Below are 16,677 nucleotides of genomic sequence, written 5' to 3'. Positions count from 1 at the left end.
ATGCAAGGCTCATAACGACGGCGGCCCGGCAACGCATCGGGCACGCCGCGAAATGTCGGCGCACCCGCCGCCCGCATACGGCGCCGGGCCCGCGCACGACACCTCCCCGCGATCGTCACGTCCCAGCCGCGCGTGCTGGTGTTTCGACTCGACCGAACGAACGCAGGAATCACTGTCATGGAACTCAATTCGCCGACGCGCCCGCCGCCATCGCCGCCGTCGCCGCGCTTGCCGGTTTGCAGGGGCCGCGCGGCATGAGCACGGTTTTCGCACGCACCCGCCGGCACGGGCCGCTCGCGTCGCGCATCGTCGCGGCCATCGCGGGCGGCTACGCACTGGGCGCGCTCGCCAGCGTGGCATCGCTCGCCTTGCCGATGAGCGCGCCGCAAGGCGTGATCGCCGGCATGCTGGCGAGCTTCGTGATCTACACGGCCGCCGTGATCTGGGTGTTTATCGCCCGCAGCGCCACGCGCGCGTGGCTCGGACTCGCCGTGGCCGCGCTGCCGCTCGCGCTGGCGGCGTGGTGGGCGTCTTGCGCATCGGCGGGGAACGCGGCATCGGCGCCCGCGTCGGCAACGCAAACCCAGCCGCACCAAGGCAAAGCCCGATGACGCGCAACGCCAACACCGAACCGAAAGCGCGCGGCGTACGCCAGAGCATGTCCGATCTGCACACGTGGGCGGGCTTGCTCGTCGGCTGGATGCTTTATGCGATGTTCCTCACCGGCACGGTCAGCTATTTCAAGGAAGAGATTTCGCAGTGGATGCGGCCCGAACTCGCGCATCAGCAGGTCGCTCCGGACCCGGCCGCCGTGGCGCAGCGCGTGACCGACACGCTCGGCACGCTCGCCGCGGGCAGCCCGCAATGGGGCATTCAGTTGCCGACCGATCGCGCCAACGTCGCGGGCGCATTCTGGCGCATTCCGCCTGGCTCGGCCGACAAGCGCTTTTTCGACGAAGCGACCTTCGACCCCGCCACCGGCAAGAAAGTGAGCGCGCGCGACACGCTCGGCGGCGATTTTTTCTATCGCTTCCACTTTCAGTTCTGGTATGTGCCCGCGATGTGGGGCCGCTGGGCCGCGGGGTTTTGCGCGATGTTCATGCTCGTGGCGATCGTGAGCGGCGTGATCACGCACAAGAAAATTTTCGTCGACTTCTTTACGTTCCGCTGGGGCAAGGGGCAGCGTTCGTGGCTCGACGCGCATAACGCGCTTTCGGTGTTCGGCCTGCCGTTTCACCTGATGATCACGTACACGGGTCTTGTCACGCTGATGACGATGTACATGCCGTGGGGCGCGCAAACCGCGCTCGACACGCCCGCGCTGCGCCAGCAACTGACGACGCAACTGAGCGCGTTCATTCAGCCGGGCAAGCCCGCGGGCGTGAAGGCGCCGCTTGCGAGCGTGGCGCCGATGGTGCGCGAGGCGCAGGCGCGTTGGGGCCGCGCCAACGTGCTGCGCGTGACGATCACCAATCCCGGCGACGCCAGCGCACGCGTGGCCGTGTCGCGCGGCGAGGCGGCGCGCGTTTCGATGAGCCCGCAGTATCTGCTGTTCGACGGCGTGAGCGGCAAGCTGCTCGACGTGAACGACCACGTGGGCGGCGCGGCCGAAACGCGCGGCGTGCTCTACGCGCTGCATCTCGGGCGTTTCAGCGACCTGCAACTGCGCTGGCTCTATTTCCTCGTGAGTCTCGCTGGTACGGCGATGGTCGGCACCGGCCTCGTGATGTGGACCGTCAAGCGCCGCCAGAAGCTGCCCGATCCGGCGCGGCCGTACTTCGGCTTCCGGCTCGTCGAGCGGCTCAATATCGCGAGCATTGCCGGCTTGTCGATTGCCATGACCGCGTATCTCTGGGCGAACCGGCTGTTGCCCGTCACGCTTGGCGATCGCGCCGATGCCGAGATCAACGTGTTCTTCGCCGTCTGGGCCGCGACGTTCTGCTATGCGCTCGCGCGGCCCGCGAAGCGCGCGTGGATCGAACTGCTCGGGTGCGCGGCGGCGCTGCTCGCGTTGCTGCCCGTGCTCAACGCGCTCACGACGCAGCGGCCGTTCTGGCACAGCGTGGCCGTGGGCGACTGGGTGTACGCGGGCTTCGATCTGATGATGTGGGCGTTTGCCGCGCTGCATGCGGCGCTCGCGGTGCGCACGGCGCGGCATCGTCCGCGTGCGAAGCTCGACGGCAAGACGGCGCGAAAGCCGCGCGCCGGCGCGCTGCGTCAGCAGGAGGACGCGTGATGTCGATGCTTGCGTTCGTGCTTTGCGTGTTGGCCTTCGCGTGTCTGGCGATGGCGGTGGAGCGCCATCAGCCGATGCTGTTCGGCGCGCCGCTTGAGCGAACGCGTGCGCGCGTGCTGCGCGGTGCGGGCTGGACCGGCTTGCTCGTCGCGCTGTGGCTTGCCATGGCCGCGCGCGGCTGGGCGCTCGGGCTCGTGTGGTACAGCGGCAGCACGAGTCTCGCGGCCGGCGTGATCTACGGTTTGCTGATTGCGTACGAGCGGCGTGCGAGCGGCGCGCGGCGGCGCGTGGAGGGTGAACGTCACCGCTGAACGTTTGCGCTGAACGTCACCGCTGAACGTCTGCGCCGCGTTGCCGGATACGAGCCGCTTCACATTGCTTTATGCCGCTCCATGCCGTTTCATGCTCGCTTCGAGCGATAGGCACGCGCTTGCCGGGCGCGCCGCACATCGCGCCGCACATCCTCCAACGGTTGCCGCGCGGCCGGCGGCTTGGGCATTTCCCGCCGCGGCCGCGACGAGAGGCGCGCACTCATGCCTCATCGAACGGCAATTCCGCCTGCGCATGCAGCCGCGCGAACTCGCCTTCCTGGGGCCGCGCCAGCGAACTCGCGCGCACGCCGATCAGCCGGATGCGCCGGTCGAGGTCGATCCGCTTCAAACATTCTCCCGCCGCGCGCCGGATTTCCTGCGCGCTCGTCACCGCATGCGGCAGCGAGAGATCGCGCGTGACGATCTTGAAGTCCGCGAACTTGATCTTGATGCCGACCGTGCGCGCGCAATACCCCTTGCGTTCGAGATCCTGCGCCACGCGCTCGCATAGCCGCGAGAGCGCGGGCGTGAGCGTTTCGCGGTCGCGGCGCACGTGCATGTCGCGCTCGAAGGTGGTTTCGCGGCTCATCGACTTCGGCTCGGACGACACCACCACCGCGCGCTCGTCGTGACCGTGCGAGATGCGCGCGAGCCACGCGGCGTACTTCTGGCCGAAATGCTCCTGCAACAGCCCGAGGTCCGCCGCCGCCACGTCGCCGATGGTGTCGATGCCGAGACCCGCGAGCCGCTCGCTCGCGCGCGGCCCGATGCCGTTCACTTTCTTCGCGGCCAGCGGCCAGATGCGCGCTTGCACGTCGGCGCTCGTGAGAATGGTGAGGCCGTTCGGCTTGTCGAGTTCCGAGCCGATCTTTGCGAGCAGCTTGTTGGGCGCGATGGCGATCGAGCAGGTGAGTCCCGTCGCCTGATTGACGGCGAGCTTGATGCGCTCGCCGAGTTCACGGGATTCGCCTTCGACATCGGTCAGGTCGATGTAGATTTCGTCGATGCCGCGGTCCTCGATCTGGTCCGTGAAGGCAAGCACGGCGTCCTTGAAAAGCCGCGAGTAGCGCCGGTACGAGTCGAAGTCCGTGGGCAGCAGCACGGCGTCGGGCGCGAGCTGCGCCGCTTTCATCATCCCCATCGCCGAAAACACGCCGAACGCGCGCGCCTCGTAAGTCGACGTGGTGACCACGCCGCGCCCCACGTAGTCGCGCAGGCGCGCGAAGCGGCGCGTGCCGTCCGCGAGCATTTCGGGCGCGGCGTTGCGCCCGCCGCCGATCACGACGGGCCGGCCGCGCAATTCCGGATAGCGCAACAGTTCGACGGACGCGTAAAAGGCGTCCATGTCGAGATGCGCGATGCGGCGCGGGCGTTCGCCGGTCACGGTGCGGGGGCGGCCGCCCGGCGAGGCGGCGCATACTGTATTTCCATACAGTGGATTATGGCATCTCCCGCTGCGCCGGCGGCAGCGGAAAGCGCGCGGCGTGGGCATTTCGCATCGGTTTCGCCTGCCTGAAAACGATGACAGCAACGATGACCGCGACGATGACCGCAGCGACGACCGCAACGACGACCGCAGCGATGACCGCCACGAAGATTCGCGACGATGCCCCGATCGACGAATCACTACGGGATCGCCCCGGAACGCGCGAGAGCGCCGGCGGCGGGCGGCGAGCGCGCCGCCGCTTCAGGTGTGCGCGGGCGCGGCCGCCACGGGCCGCGACGTTTCGAGACGCCGGAACACCAGCGCGGAGACCAGCGTGATCGCGCCCACGGCGGCGAAGCTCACGCGAAAACCGAGCGCGACCGACCCCCACTGCGCCGCGACGAGACTCACGAGCGCTCCGCCGATGGTCACGCCCAGGCCCATCGCGAGCATCTGCACCATCGAAAAGAGGCTGTTGCCGCTGCCCGCGTCCTCGTGCGACAGGCCCTTGAGCGTGACGCTGTTCATCGCCGCGAACTGCATCGAGTTGGCCGCGCCGAACACGGCGAGCACGACGACCTCGACCGCGACGGGCGTGCCGCGCGAAATCAGCGCGAACGCGACGATGGAAGCGCCCACGATCAGCGTATTGACGAGCAGGAACAGTTCGTAGCCGTAGCGGCGGATCAGCGGCGCGATCCAGCGCTTGGCGACGGCGCCCGCGAGGGCGGCGGGCAGCATCATGAGGCCCGAGCGCAGCGGCGAATAGCCGAGTTCGAGCTGCATCAGGAGCGGCACGAGAAACGGCACGGCGCTCGAACCCACGCGGCACACGAGATTGCCGATCAGGCCGACGCTGAAGTTGGGCTCGCCGAACAGCGCGAGACGGAACAGCGGATCGCGCCGCCGCCGCGCATACGGCACGTAGGCGAGCGCCGCCGCGGTGCCGAGCGCGAACAATCCCGCCGACCACGCGCCGCGGTGCGTCTGAACGGGCGCGTCGAAGGCGAGCGAGAGCGCGATCATGCACAGCGAAAGCAGCGCGCAGCCGGCCACGTCGAACGGCGGCGCCGCGGTGCCCGTGGCGCGCGGCAGATAGCGCTGCACGGCGATCAGACCCGCCGCGCCGATCGGCACGTTGATGAGGAAGATCCAGTGCCACGAGATCGCTTCGACGAACCAGCCGCCGAGCGTCGGGCCGACGATCGGTCCGACCTGGCCCGCGACCGATATCAGCGCGAGCGCGGAGACGTATTCCTCGCCCTGGATCGAGCGCAGCACGGCGAGGCGGCCGATCGGCAGCAGCATCGAGCCGCCCACGCCTTGCAGCACGCGCGCGACCACGAGTTGCGCGAGCGTGTGCGAGCTTGCGCAGCACAGCGAGCCGAGCACGAACACGAGAATGGCGGCGAAGTAGACGCGGCGCGTGCCGAAACGGTCGGCGAGCCACCCCGAGGCGGGCGTGAGCATGGCCATCGTAAGCGTGTACGCGACGATCACGGGCTGCATCACGAGCGGTTTTACGCCAAGGCTGTGGGCGATGGAGGGCAGGGCGGTGTTGACGATCGTCGTGTCCAGCGCCTGCATGAAAAAACCTGTGGCGACGATCCACAGCAACGCCGTCTGGCTCGAATCTCTGGTCATCTGCAACGTCTAGGCGCGCCGCGTGATGAGCGATGACGTGAGGTCGGGCCGGCGGCGCAATAGTTCGAATAGCGTCATGATATTGTCGCGGCTGTCCATCGGGAACCCCACTAAGGGCACTCACTGTCATCGCCGTTGCCGATAACCGTCGTTGCCGCGCAGCCTTGGCGGCATGGCCTGAGTCTGGCTGCTTTTCCGGTCGCAACGGGCCAATAACCAGAGTTGGCGCAGTTGGCGCAGGTGGCGGCGAGCACCCCGACCCGGACCGGAAACGCCCAAAAGAAAAAGCCGCCTAGCTTTCGCGGGGGCGGCTTCAGTGGGTGCGCCTGGCTTCTCAGGCAACTTCGGCGTGCGGGATCTTGTCCAGCTCCTCGGCCAGTTGGTCCTTGGCCATTGCGGTGTCATAGTCGAGTTGCAATCCGGTCCAGAACTCGTCGCTGGTGCCGAAGTAGCGCGACAGACGCAAACCCGTCGCGACCGTGACAGCGCGCGTGCCGGCGATGATCTCGCCGATGCGGCTTTGCTGGACCCCGATATCCTTGGCCAGCCGGTAAGCGGTTATGCCCATCGGGGCAAGAAACTCCTCCTGAAGGATCTCGCCGGGCGTCGGATAAAGTACTTCGCGTGCCATGATGGCCCTCCGTTTCGTTAGGAGTGGTAGTCGACGATCTCCACATCAAATGCATTGCCGCTTTCGAACCGGAAACATACGCGCCACTGGTCGTTGATACGGATGCTGTACTGTCCGGCCCGGTCGCGCTTGAGTGCCTCCAGGCGGTTGTTCGGCGGGATGCGCAAATCATCCAGGTTCGCAGCGCGGTGGAGCATCGCAAGCTTGCGCATCGCGACCTTTTCGATGTTGGCGAACCGCGCTACGCGCTTGCCTGCAAACATTGCTGCGGTGTCTGGGCATTTGAAGTTCGAGATCATGGTCTAGATAGTATTGCGCAACAGTAGTATTGTCAAGCAATAGCACCCCAGCGGCTGTTCACGAGGTGGCCTCTTATTTGCAGAACGCTGTAACTCATTGTTTTTTCTGCTTCGAACGAAAGGCGAAACAGTGCCTCGGCAGACGCTATGAGAATGCGTTTAACATCCTGAAAATAAATGAAAAACGCATAACATGGCAATCAACCCCATCTGGCTCAAAACGTTCACGACGGTCGCGGCTTGCCACAGTTTCACGGAGGCGTCGCGCCAGCTCGGCCTCACGCAGTCGAGCGTCAGCGATCACGTGCGCCGTCTCGAAGAAGCCGTTGGCCGCCGCCTGTTCGTGCGCGATACGCATTCGCTCGCCATCACGCCCGACGGCGAGGCGATGCTCGCGCACGCGGGCGCGATTCTCCAGGCGATCCACCGCGCGGAATCGCAGTTTCGCGGGCCGCGCCTGCGCGGGCGCGTGCGTCTCGGTTCCTCCGACGACATCGCGCTCGGGCCGCTGCCCGCCGTGCTGGCGGCGTTTCGCAACGCGCACCCCGACGTGGAGCTGGAAATCACCATCGGCATGACCGGGCGGCTCTACGAACTCCTCGACGCGGGCGCCATCGACCTCATGGTGGGCAAGCGGCGGCTCGGCGACAAACGCGGCACGCCCTTGTTCACGGGCCGCCTCGAATGGCTCGCGCGCACCGGCACGATGGTCGACCTCGAACAGCCGCTGCCGCTGCTGCTCGTCGCCGAGCCAAGCGTGACGCGCGCCGTGGTGCTGGACGCGCTCGCGCAAACCGATTTCCGCTGGCAACTCGTGTGTACGAGCAGCAGCCATGTGGGCTGCGTGGCGGCGGCGCGCGGCGGGCTCGGCATTACCGTGCGGCCGCAGTATCTCGCCGCGCGCGGGCTCGCGCCGCCGCTGAACGTGTCGAGCCTGCCTGTGCTGCCCGATGTGGAATTTATCGCGCTCGCGGCCAAGCGGCTTTCGCGGCCCGCGCAAACGCTCTTGCAACTGCTGCACGACAGCGATCTGCGCGGCTCGTGGATCGGCGAGTGAGCGTTGCCGACTCCCGTCACGCCGCGTTCAGTGTCAGACGTTCAGCGTCAGATCCAGAAATTGCCGCAGGCAGGGATTGGGATTGCCCGCGCGCCAGACCAGCACCTGGTCGATATGCGGCGCGTCCTTGAGCGGGCGGTAGACGACCTGATCGAACGCCGCCCGCGTCATCGAACGCGGCACGAGCGCGACGCCCGCGCCTTCGTTCACGAGGCTCAGGATGGTCTGCTGAAGCTGCACCTCGAAGCGGATCGCGGGAAAGAAGCCCGCCGCGAGGCAATGATCGACGATGGCGTTGCGCAGCGCGGGCGCCACCTCGGGAATCGCCACCACGAAGGGTTCGTCGGCGAGCCGCTTCACGTCGATACGGCGCGCGCGGGCGAGAGCGTGGCCGCGATGCAGCGCCACGCACAGCGGTTCGGACGTGACCGTGCGGCGCTCCAGCCCAAGCTCCGCCGGCCCCGGAATGAGAATGGCCGCGTCGATCTCGCCCGCGCGCACTCTGGGCGCAAGGTCTTCGGAAACCACTTCGCGCAGCGTGAGCGCGACTTCGGGAAACGCGCCGCCGAACGCGGTCGCGAAGCGCGGCACGACGCCGTAGGCCGCGCACATCGTGAAGCCGATCGTGAGCTTGCCGAGGCTGCCGTATTCCGCCGCCACGGCGTTGTGCGCGGCGGCGCTGGCGGAGGCGAGCAGCGCGCGCGCGTCGGCGTAAAACTGGCGGCCCGCGGCCGTGAGTTCGACGTGGCGCGAATTGCGCTCGAACAGACGCACGCCCAGCGATTCCTCCAGCGCCGCGATCTGGCGGCTCAGCGGCGGCTGCGAGAGATGCAGCGCTTGCGCCGCCCGGCCGAAATGGCGCGTTTGCGCAAGCACGACGAAGTAGCGCAGGGGCTTGATGTCGAGCATGAACGAAGCAAGCGCCGCGTGGCGCTAATCAATGCAAAAAAGGTATGGTTGCTCGCCGATAATAGCATTGGAGTGTATTGATCGGCTTCGCTATAGTGCGCGGTTTGCGTCTGGCTCGTTACGCGCCGTTTGCCGCCTTTCCATGCTTTCCACTTTCTCGATCCTTCTGCCGATCTTCGGGCTCATCCTCGCGGGCTTCGTCTGCGCGAAGCGCGGCGTGCTGGGGCCCACGGCGGCGTCGGAACTCAATAAATTCGTCGTTTGGCTGGGCTTGCCCGCGCTGCTGTTCAACATCATGGCGCACTCCACCTGGCAGCAGCTCGACCAGCCGGGCTTTATCGCCGTGTTCTCGCTTGCGGGCGCCGTGCCGTTTCTCGTGACGCTCGCGGGCCGCCTGATCGCGCGCCGCAAGCTCGCCGACGCGAGCATCGACGCCATCGCCGCTTCGTATCCCAACACGGGCTACATCGGTTTTCCGCTTTGCCTGCTGCTGTTCGGCCAGTCGTCGCTCACGCCCACGACCATCGCCACCATTCTCGTGGCGTGCGTGCTGTTCGCGGTCGCCATCGTGCTGATCGAAGTCGGCTTGCAGGTCGAACGCGCGCCGCACAAGCTCGCCGCGAAAGTGTTGCTCGCGCTCGCGCGCAATCCGCTGATCGTTTCGCCGCTCGCGGGCGCGCTCGCTTCGGCGGCGCACGTCACGGTGCCGCAAAGCATCGAAACTTTCCTCAAGCTGCTGGGCGGGGCGGCCAGCCCGTGCGCGCTCGTGAGCCTCGGCCTTTTTCTCGCGAAGAAGAAGCCCGAAGGCGAACAGGCGGGCGCCGCCGTGCTGCGCGACGCGGTGCTGCTCACGCTCGTCAAGCTGATCGCGCAGCCGCTGATCGCCTGGTGGCTCGCGACGCGCGTGTTCGCGCTGCCGGGCGCGCTCGTCGACGTGGCGGTCCTGCTGGCGGCGCTGCCCACCGGCACCGGCCCGTTCATGCTGGCCGAGTATTACCGGCGCGAAGCGAGCATTACCTCGCGCGTGATTCTCTTTTCGACGCTGGGCGCGATTCTCTCGCTTTCGGTCGTGATGACCTTGTTGCCCGGAACGGGCTGAGCGCTCCCTGCGTTTTTTCCGCGCGGCTCGGCGGAAGGTGCGGAACCCGCGTCGGCGCGGGCATTCGTCGGCAAGGCTCGCCGCTGGCGCCGTCAGTGATAGATCAGCTTCGACGATTGCAGCTTCGTCAGCGTGCCGTTTCTCAACCGGAACCAGCCCTGCGAGCCTTGCATCACCACTTCGTCGCCTTGCCAGAAAACGCGTTTGACCGTCATGCGCAGGCTCGTGCGCTGCACGAGCGGCGGGCGGCGGCGCAAGTCGTAGAGCACCGGACCGGCTTCGGTTTGCACGAGCGTGCGAGGCACCGCATCGCCTTGCGCGCCGGTTTCGTCGAAATGCGTGAGCGCGCCGGCGTCGAAACGGTCGAACGCCGCGTTGTCGAGCGTCGCGACGAACGCGTGCCCCGCGCGGGCGAATTGCAACGTGCCGCTGGGCGTGGTCAGCGCAGCGTCGTGGCTTTGCGCGTGCGCGGCCGTCGCGAGGCATGCCGCAAGGCACGCCGCAAAACAGGCCGCAAGACAGGCGGCTAAACCGGGTTTGAGCCGCGAATCAGGCGCGGCAAACGGCAGTCGTTTCATGGCGGCTCCGGCGGTTGGGTTCGAGCAGGTGAGCACACTGTAGACGAATATGCGGCCGCCCACGCCACAGTCGGGCACACGCACACGCACACGCACACGCACACGCACACGCCGGGCGCATACGCGATCCGGCTCCGGGCATGGGCGCGAGCGCGCCGACAATGTCATTCCCCGGTACTATCGCTCGAACTTGAACAGGAGAACGCGATGGGCAACAAGGCTTTGATCGTGGGCGCGAGCGGCGTGGTGGGACGCGCGCTCGCGCAACAATTGCTCGATACGGGCTGGTCGGTTCACGGTCTTTCGCGCGGGCGCAACGCGGGCGTGGCGGGCTGCACGCCGATTGTCGCGGACCTCGCCTCGGCCGGATCGGTGGCGGCGGCGACGGCCGGAATCGACGTGACGCACGTGTTTTTCACGGCGTGGGCGCGCCAGGCGAACGAGCAGGAGAACATTCGCGTGAACGGCGCGATGGTGCGCAACGTGCTCGATTCGCTCGGCCGCGCGCGCACGCTGCAACACGCGGCGCTCGTGACGGGCCTGAAGCATTATCTGGGGCCGTTCGAGGCGTATGCGTCGGGCGCGGTGCCCGACACGCCGTTTCGCGAGTCGCAAGGGCGCCAGCCCGTCGACAATTTCTACTACGAGCAGGAGGACCGGCTGTTCGAAGCGGCGGCGCGCGACGGCTTCGCGTGGAGCGTGCATCGTCCGCATACGATCATCGGCTTCGCGCCCGGCAATGCGATGAACATGGGGCAGACGCTGGCCGTCTACGCCACGCTGTGCCGCCACTCGGGCGAGCCGTTCGTCTTTCCCGGCTCGGCGGCGCAGTGGAACGGCCTCACGGACATGACCGACGCGCGTTTGCTCGCGCGTCATCTCGAATGGGCGTCGACGACCGAAGCCGGCCGCAATCAGGACTTCAACGTGGTGAACGGCGACGTGTTCCGCTGGAAGACGATGTGGCGCGAACTGGCCGATTACTTCGGCGTGGAGGCCGCGCCGTTCGACGGCACGGTGCGGCCGCTCGAAGGCCGCATGCAGCACGCCGCGCGCGCGTGGCGCGAGATCGCCGCGCAACATGCGCTCAAGGAAGCGGACGTCGAGCGGCTCGCGTCGTGGTGGCATACGGACGCCGATCTCGGGCGGCCGATGGAAGTCGTGACCGACATGACGAAAAGCCGCAAGGCCGGCTTTCTCGACTATCAAGGTACGCCCGACGCGTTCTTCGATCTGTTCGAGCGGCTGAAGGCGGAGCGCTTGATTCCAGCTTGATTCCAGCTTGATTCCGGCTTGATCCAGAGGCTCGATGGCGGCTCGACTCCCGCGCGATGAAACCCCGGGCGGCGGGCAGGCATGCGCCAAGCGGTGCCTGCCCGCGCATACCGTTGCCGTCGCGTCGCGCCGCGTCAGTAGCCCCAGCGGCCTTGTTGATAACGCTCGCGCTCGTGCCACTCGTGCTCGCGCCAGCGTTGCTCGCGCCACTCGCGGCGGCGCCATTCGTGTTCGCGCCAGCGGCGCGCGCGCCAATCGTCCTCGCGATAACCCACCGCCACCGGCGCGGGCGCCGCATACGCGGGCGCCGGGGCATAAGCCGCGCCCGGCACGCCAATTCCCACGGCCACGTTCACATGCGCACACGCCGCCGCCGATACCGCCAACGCCGCCGCGCCAATCGCCACGCTAACCGCGCCCAGAATCGTTCGCTTCATATCGCTACTCCTTCGCACTTGTGTGCGTTGCTGGTGAGCAGGGTTTCGAGTGTAAGAAGCGCGTAAAGACACAGGTGAAACGGTGCTGCTAGTTCGGTAACAGACCGTAAGGCGGCTGCCGGCCCGCCTGGAGAGCCGCGCATAGCTGCTATGCGGCGCACGCACGGCCGCTGCGGGGACCGCCGCGCATAATTTCACGCATTCCAACGTGCGCGCGGGCCGAGCGCCGCGCGCCGGTCCCCGTCACAGGAGCCTGAAACCCATGTCCGAAACCGCACAGCCGCGCAACGGCGGCCGCATTCTCGTCGACGCGCTCGCGCGCAACGGCGTCGACACCGTCTACTGCGTGCCCGGCGAAAGCTACTTGCCCGTGCTCGACGCCTTGCACGACGCGCATGGCGTGCGCACCATCACGACGCGCCACGAAGGCGCGGCGTCGAACATGGCCGACGCCTATGGCAAGCTCACGGGCCGCCCCGGCATCTGCTTCGTCACGCGCGGCCCCGGCGCCACGCACGCGAGCAACGGCGTGCATACCGCGAGCGAAGATTCCACGCCGATGATTCTCTTCGTCGGCCAGGTCGAGCAGAGCATGATCGGGCGCGGCGCGTTTCAGGAAGTCGACTATCGCCAGATGTTCGGCGGCATCGCGAAGTGGGTCGCGCAGATCGAAAGCGTCGAGCGCATTCCCGAGATCGTCGCGAAGGCGTTCAGCATCGCGCAGTCGGGCCGTCCGGGCCCGGTCGTGATCGCGTTGCCCGAGGACGTGCTGTTCGGCTCGGCCGTGGTTGCCGACGCGCCCGCCGTGCGCATCGCCCACGCCGCGCCCGAAGCCGCCGCGCTCGACGAGATGCGCGCGTTGCTGGAGGCCGCGGAGCGCCCGCTCGTGGTGGTCGGCGGCACCGGCTGGGACGCGGAATCGACGGCCGCGCTCAAGCGCTTCGTACACGCGAACCATCTGCCCGTCGCGGCTTCGTTTCGCCGCCAGGATCTGTTCGACAACCGCGATCCGCATTACGTCGGCCAGCTCGGGCTGGGCGTGTCGCCCAAGCTCGCGGAGCGCGCGGCCAACGCCGATCTCGTGCTGGTCGTCGGTTCGCGTCTCGCGGAAACCACCTCGTCGGGCTATACGCTTTTCACGAGCCCGGTGACGAAGCAGCCGCTGATCCACGTGCATCCCGACGCCGAAGAACTGGGCCGCGTGTATCAGGCGCGCTTGCCGATTCACGCTTCGCTGCGCGCGTTCGCGCTCGCGCTCGACGGCGTGGCGCCGGTCGGCGCGGCCGCGCTCGAACGCTGGCACGGCTGGACCGAAGCGGCGCGCGCCGACTATCTCGCGCATTCCACGCCGCCCGTGAACAACCAGATCAAGGGCGTCGATCTCGCGCAGGTGGTCTCGCATCTGAGCGACGTGTTGCCCGAAGACGCGGTGATCTCGAACGGCGCCGGCAACTACACGGTGTGGGTGCATCGCTTCTATCGCTACCGCCGCCCGCGCACCGAACTCGCGCCCACCAACGGCGCGATGGGCTACGGCTTTCCGGCGGCGGTCGCGGCCTCGCTCGCGGACCCGCAGCGCCCGGTCGTCTGCTTCGCGGGCGACGGCTGTTTCATGATGTACCCGCAGGAACTCGCGACGGCGGTGCAGTTCGGCGCGCCGCTCATCGTCATCGTCGTGAACAACAACATGCTCGGCACGATCCGCATGCATCAGGAGCGCGAGTATCCGGGCCGCGTCTCGGCCACGCGCTTCGTCAACCCCGATTTCGTGGCGATGGCGCAGGCGTTCGGCGCGCACGGCGAACGCGTGACGCGCACCGAGGACTTCGCGGCGGCATTCGAGCGCGCGCAGCAGGCAGGCAAGCCCGCGCTGATCGAACTCATGACCGACCCGCTGCAAATCACGCCGGCTAACCGCATGAGCGCGCAATGACGACGAGCACCCTGCAAGGCGAGATGTCGATCGGCGGCGCGGCCGTCAAGGGCGCGGGCAACGCGACGTACGCGGTCGCGGCGGCCACGGGCGAGAAGCTCGAACCGGCCTTCGGCACGGCCACGCGCGACGATCTCGAACGCGCCTGCGCGCTGGCGGGCGAAGCGTTCGACACGTATCGCCAGTTGCCCGACGCGCGGCGCGCGGCGTTTCTCGACGCGATCGCGCAAGCCATCGTCGATCTGGGCGCGGAGCTGATCGAGCGCGCGCACGCCGAAACGGCGCTGCCCCTCGCGCGTCTCGAAGGCGAGCGCGGCCGCACCGTGGGCCAGTTGAAGCTGTTCGCGGCGCTCGTGCGCGAAGGCCGCTGGCACGGCGCGATCGTCGACCCGGCCCAGCCGCGGCGCGCGCCGCTGCCGCGCGCCGATCTGCGCCTGCGCCGCATCGGCCTCGGCCCGGTTGCCGTGTTCGGCGCGAGCAACTTCCCGCTGGCGTTTTCGGTGGCGGGCGGCGACACGGCTTCCGCGCTCGCGGCCGGCTGCCCCGTGGTCGTGAAGGCGCATCCCGCGCATCTGGGCACCTCCGAACTCGTGGCGCGCGCGATCGGCCGCGCCGCACGCGAAACCGGCATGCCCGAAGGCGTGTTCTCGCTGCTGATCGGCGAAGGCGTGTGGCTTGGCGAAGCGCTCGTCGCGCATCCCGAGATCCAGGCCGTGGGCTTCACCGGCTCGCGGCAGGGCGGTCTCGCGCTGCAACGCATCGCCCAGGCGCGGGCCGAACCCATTCCCGTCTACGCGGAAATGAGCAGCATCAATCCGGTCGTGCTGTTGCCCGAGGCGCTGGCCGCGCGCGGCACGCAAATCGCCCGCGATTTCGCCGATTCCGTGGCGCTGGGCGCGGGTCAGTTCTGCACGAATCCGGGCATCGTGCTCGCGCTCGAAGGCGCGGCGCTCGACGCGTTCTGCGCAACGGCCGCCGAAGCCATTGCCGCGAAGACGGCCGCGACGATGCTCACGCCCGGCATTCACGCCGCGTATTGCCGCGGCATCTCGCGCCTGAGCGCGCTCGCCGGCGTGAGCGAACTCGCGCGCGGCGCGGCCACGAACGGCGCGCACGACGCGGTGCCCGCGCTGCTGCGCACCGAAGCGCGCGCGTTCCTCGCCGAAGCCGCGATGGAAGGCGAAATCTTCGGACCGAGTTCGCTGATCGTGGCGTGCCGCGACATCGGCGAACTGCACGCGGTGCTGCGCCGCATGAGCGGCCAGTTGACCGCGACCGTGCAACTCGACGAAGGCGACCACGCGCATGCGCGCGCGCTCCTGCCCACGCTCGAACGCAAGGCGGGCCGCGTGCTGTTCAACGGCTTTCCGACCGGCGTGGAAGTGTGTCATGCGATGGTGCACGGCGGCCCGTTCCCGGCGACCTCGGATACGCGCACGACCTCGGTGGGCGCGACCGCCATCGACCGTTTCCTGCGGCCGGTGTGCTATCAGTCGGTGCCGGACGCGTTGCTGCCCGAAGCGCTCAAGTACGGCAATCCGCTGGGTATCTGGCGTCTCGTGGATGGCGAGCTGACGCGCGATTGAGCGGTTCTCGCACGCGACGAAAAACGCCCCGCATGTCTTTCGCATGCGGGGCGTTTTATCGTTCGCGCATTACGTTGGCTGCGCGGGCGCGGACAGCGACGTGCCCGGCCATTCGCCCGTTTTCACGAGGTCGGCGGCGAGTTCGCGAATCATCTGCGTGACGCTCCACACGCCCTCGGGCATCGCGCGATTTTGCGGCCAGGCGATGGCCACGTCGCGCTTCACCACGGGATTCACGAGCGGTATGCAGTTCAGGCGGCCTTGCGCGACTTCCTCGATCACCGCAGCCGCGGGCAGCACCGTGCATCCGCAATTGGCCATGACGAGGCGCTTGGTGAGCGAGATCGAGCCGTCGCATTCGAGCGCGATGCGCGGCGCGAACCCGTGGCGCGCCGCGAGCGATTCGACCAGCACCCGCAGGCCGTGATGCGTGCTCGGCAAAATGAGCGGCACTTCGCCGAGCCTGCCGACGTCGACCGTGCTTGCCGGCTTGAACGGCAGCGCGAAGCGCGCGGGCGTGATGAGGCAGACCTGCTCCGAAAGCAGCGTGTCGAATTGCATCGCGCCGCGATGCTCGGGCACGTACATGAGCGCGAGGTCGATTTCGCCGTCGGTGAGGCGGCTCAGGATCTGGCTGCCGAGCCCTTCCACGAAACGGATGCTCGTGTTCGGATAGCGCGCGCGCAACCGGTGCCCGAGGCTGCCGAACATGATGCGCGCGATGGTGGGCTGCGCGGCGATGGCGAGCCGCGTGGGGCCGTTTTCGATGCCGCTGCGCATGGCGTCGCGCGCTTCGCCGAGCGTGCGCTCCATGGCTTGCGCGTAGTTGAGCAGTTGCGCGCCGCGCTCCGTGAGGCCCACGCCGCGCCCGCTGCGGCGAAAGAGCCGCACGCCCAGCTCGGTTTCGAGCACGCCAATGCGGCGGCTGATGGTCGACTGGTTCGCGCCCAGTTCCATGGCGGTGCGCGAAATGCTGCCGGTCTTCGCGACGTGCGCGAAAACGGCGAGGTCGTCTGAATTCATGAGCGATTAACGCACGCCAACGGGCGCTTGACGGATGATTAACAGGCAATCGACTGACGCGACTTGCCGTTATATCACGCGCGAACGCCGGATTCGGCGCGGGCGGGCTGCAACCCGGCGTTCGTCGTTGCTTCGTTGTGTCCGTTGTGTCGGTTGTGTCCGTTGTGTCGTTGCGCGAAGCCAGGCGAGCGCACGACCCGCGCGCGCGGCCATGCCGCCGAACGTTGCTACGG

17 protein-coding genes are annotated in these 16,677 nt (G+C 67.9%); 8 read left to right on the top strand and 9 right to left on the bottom strand.

Annotated features, from left to right (window positions below):
• Positions 1 to 254 precede the first annotated feature (254 nt).
• Genes U5805_RS00565 through U5805_RS00555 form a run of 3 tightly spaced genes read left to right on the top strand, consistent with a single transcriptional unit; the run spans position 255 to position 2,547 of the window.
• Positions 255 to 611: a DUF3649 domain-containing protein gene (locus U5805_RS00565; protein WP_322101477.1), complete on the top strand. Its 357-nt coding sequence runs from the start codon at positions 255 to 257 to the stop codon at positions 609 to 611.
• A complete protein-coding gene (locus U5805_RS00560; RefSeq protein ID WP_322101476.1) occupies positions 608 to 2,236 on the top strand; it encodes a PepSY-associated TM helix domain-containing protein in 1,629 nt (542 codons plus the stop codon). The genes U5805_RS00565 and U5805_RS00560 overlap by 4 nt, the downstream gene beginning before the upstream one ends.
• Positions 2,236 to 2,547, top strand: a complete 312-nt coding sequence (locus U5805_RS00555) for a DUF3325 domain-containing protein (RefSeq protein WP_322101728.1) — start codon at positions 2,236 to 2,238, stop codon at positions 2,545 to 2,547. Before U5805_RS00560 ends, U5805_RS00555 begins: the two co-directional genes overlap by 1 nt.
• Before the next feature lie 220 nt (positions 2,548 to 2,767).
• Here U5805_RS00555 and dinB read toward each other — a convergent pair whose 3' ends face one another.
• The 5 genes from dinB to U5805_RS00530 form a co-directional block, all read right to left on the bottom strand.
• Positions 2,768 to 3,931, bottom strand: a complete 1,164-nt coding sequence (gene dinB / locus U5805_RS00550; protein WP_322101475.1) for a DNA polymerase IV — start codon at positions 3,929 to 3,931, stop codon at positions 2,768 to 2,770.
• A gap of 55 nt (positions 3,932 to 3,986) precedes the next feature.
• Positions 3,987 to 4,139 (bottom strand): hypothetical protein, encoded by a 153-nt coding sequence (locus U5805_RS00545; RefSeq protein ID WP_322101474.1) that lies wholly within the window; start codon positions 4,137 to 4,139, stop codon positions 3,987 to 3,989.
• Between the two features lie 95 nt (positions 4,140 to 4,234).
• Positions 4,235 to 5,617 carry a DHA2 family efflux MFS transporter permease subunit gene (locus tag U5805_RS00540; RefSeq protein ID WP_322101473.1) on the bottom strand — a complete coding sequence of 461 codons (1,383 nt, stop codon included), beginning with the start codon at positions 5,615 to 5,617 and terminating at the stop codon, positions 4,235 to 4,237.
• Between the two features lie 334 nt (positions 5,618 to 5,951).
• Complete coding sequence (locus U5805_RS00535) at positions 5,952 to 6,248, bottom strand: HigA family addiction module antitoxin (protein ID WP_322101472.1); 297 nt, start codon at positions 6,246 to 6,248, stop codon at positions 5,952 to 5,954.
• Between the two features lie 17 nt (positions 6,249 to 6,265).
• A complete protein-coding gene (locus U5805_RS00530) occupies positions 6,266 to 6,547 on the bottom strand; it encodes a type II toxin-antitoxin system RelE/ParE family toxin (RefSeq protein ID WP_322101471.1) in 282 nt (93 codons plus the stop codon).
• A gap of 193 nt (positions 6,548 to 6,740) precedes the next feature.
• Between U5805_RS00530 and U5805_RS00525 the strand changes: the two genes are divergently transcribed.
• Complete coding sequence (locus U5805_RS00525; protein ID WP_322101470.1) at positions 6,741 to 7,604, top strand: LysR family transcriptional regulator; 864 nt, start codon at positions 6,741 to 6,743, stop codon at positions 7,602 to 7,604.
• A 33-nt stretch (positions 7,605 to 7,637) separates the two neighbouring features.
• Here U5805_RS00525 and U5805_RS00520 read toward each other — a convergent pair whose 3' ends face one another.
• Positions 7,638 to 8,513 (bottom strand): LysR family transcriptional regulator, encoded by an 876-nt coding sequence (locus tag U5805_RS00520; RefSeq protein WP_322101469.1) that lies wholly within the window; start codon positions 8,511 to 8,513, stop codon positions 7,638 to 7,640.
• 142 nt (positions 8,514 to 8,655) lie between these two features.
• On the opposite strand from U5805_RS00520, the gene U5805_RS00515 reads away from it, so the two are divergent.
• The gene (locus tag U5805_RS00515) at positions 8,656 to 9,612 is read left to right on the top strand and encodes an AEC family transporter (protein ID WP_322101468.1); all 957 of its coding nucleotides are present in this window, start codon (positions 8,656 to 8,658) and stop codon (positions 9,610 to 9,612) included.
• A 92-nt stretch (positions 9,613 to 9,704) separates the two neighbouring features.
• Here the strand turns inward: U5805_RS00515 and U5805_RS00510 are convergent, their stop codons facing one another.
• A complete protein-coding gene (locus U5805_RS00510; RefSeq protein ID WP_322101467.1) occupies positions 9,705 to 10,190 on the bottom strand; it encodes a hypothetical protein in 486 nt (161 codons plus the stop codon).
• Between the two features lie 207 nt (positions 10,191 to 10,397).
• On the opposite strand from U5805_RS00510, the gene U5805_RS00505 reads away from it, so the two are divergent.
• On the top strand, positions 10,398 to 11,465 hold the full coding sequence (locus tag U5805_RS00505; RefSeq protein WP_322101466.1) for an SDR family oxidoreductase: 1,068 nt from the start codon (positions 10,398 to 10,400) through the stop codon (positions 11,463 to 11,465).
• Between the two features lie 134 nt (positions 11,466 to 11,599).
• Here U5805_RS00505 and U5805_RS00500 read toward each other — a convergent pair whose 3' ends face one another.
• Positions 11,600 to 11,902 carry a hypothetical protein gene (locus U5805_RS00500; protein ID WP_322101465.1) on the bottom strand — a complete coding sequence of 101 codons (303 nt, stop codon included), beginning with the start codon at positions 11,900 to 11,902 and terminating at the stop codon, positions 11,600 to 11,602.
• 262 nt (positions 11,903 to 12,164) lie between these two features.
• Between U5805_RS00500 and U5805_RS00495 the strand changes: the two genes are divergently transcribed.
• Both U5805_RS00495 and U5805_RS00490 read left to right on the top strand, forming a co-directional pair.
• Complete coding sequence (locus tag U5805_RS00495; RefSeq protein ID WP_322101464.1) at positions 12,165 to 13,835, top strand: thiamine pyrophosphate-binding protein; 1,671 nt, start codon at positions 12,165 to 12,167, stop codon at positions 13,833 to 13,835.
• Complete coding sequence (locus U5805_RS00490) at positions 13,832 to 15,421, top strand: aldehyde dehydrogenase (NADP(+)) (protein ID WP_322101463.1); 1,590 nt, start codon at positions 13,832 to 13,834, stop codon at positions 15,419 to 15,421. Before U5805_RS00495 ends, U5805_RS00490 begins: the two co-directional genes overlap by 4 nt.
• 69 nt (positions 15,422 to 15,490) lie before the next feature.
• On the opposite strand, the gene U5805_RS00485 is transcribed toward U5805_RS00490, so the two are convergent.
• Positions 15,491 to 16,444 (bottom strand): LysR family transcriptional regulator, encoded by a 954-nt coding sequence (locus U5805_RS00485; RefSeq protein WP_322101462.1) that lies wholly within the window; start codon positions 16,442 to 16,444, stop codon positions 15,491 to 15,493.
• Positions 16,445 to 16,677 lie beyond the last annotated feature (233 nt).

Source organism: Paraburkholderia sp. J41 (assembly GCF_905220235.1).
Taxonomy (GTDB): domain Bacteria; phylum Pseudomonadota; class Gammaproteobacteria; order Burkholderiales; family Burkholderiaceae; genus Paraburkholderia.
The sequence above is the reverse complement of the archived record's forward strand: the minus strand, read 5'-3'. Positions and strand labels throughout refer to the sequence as shown.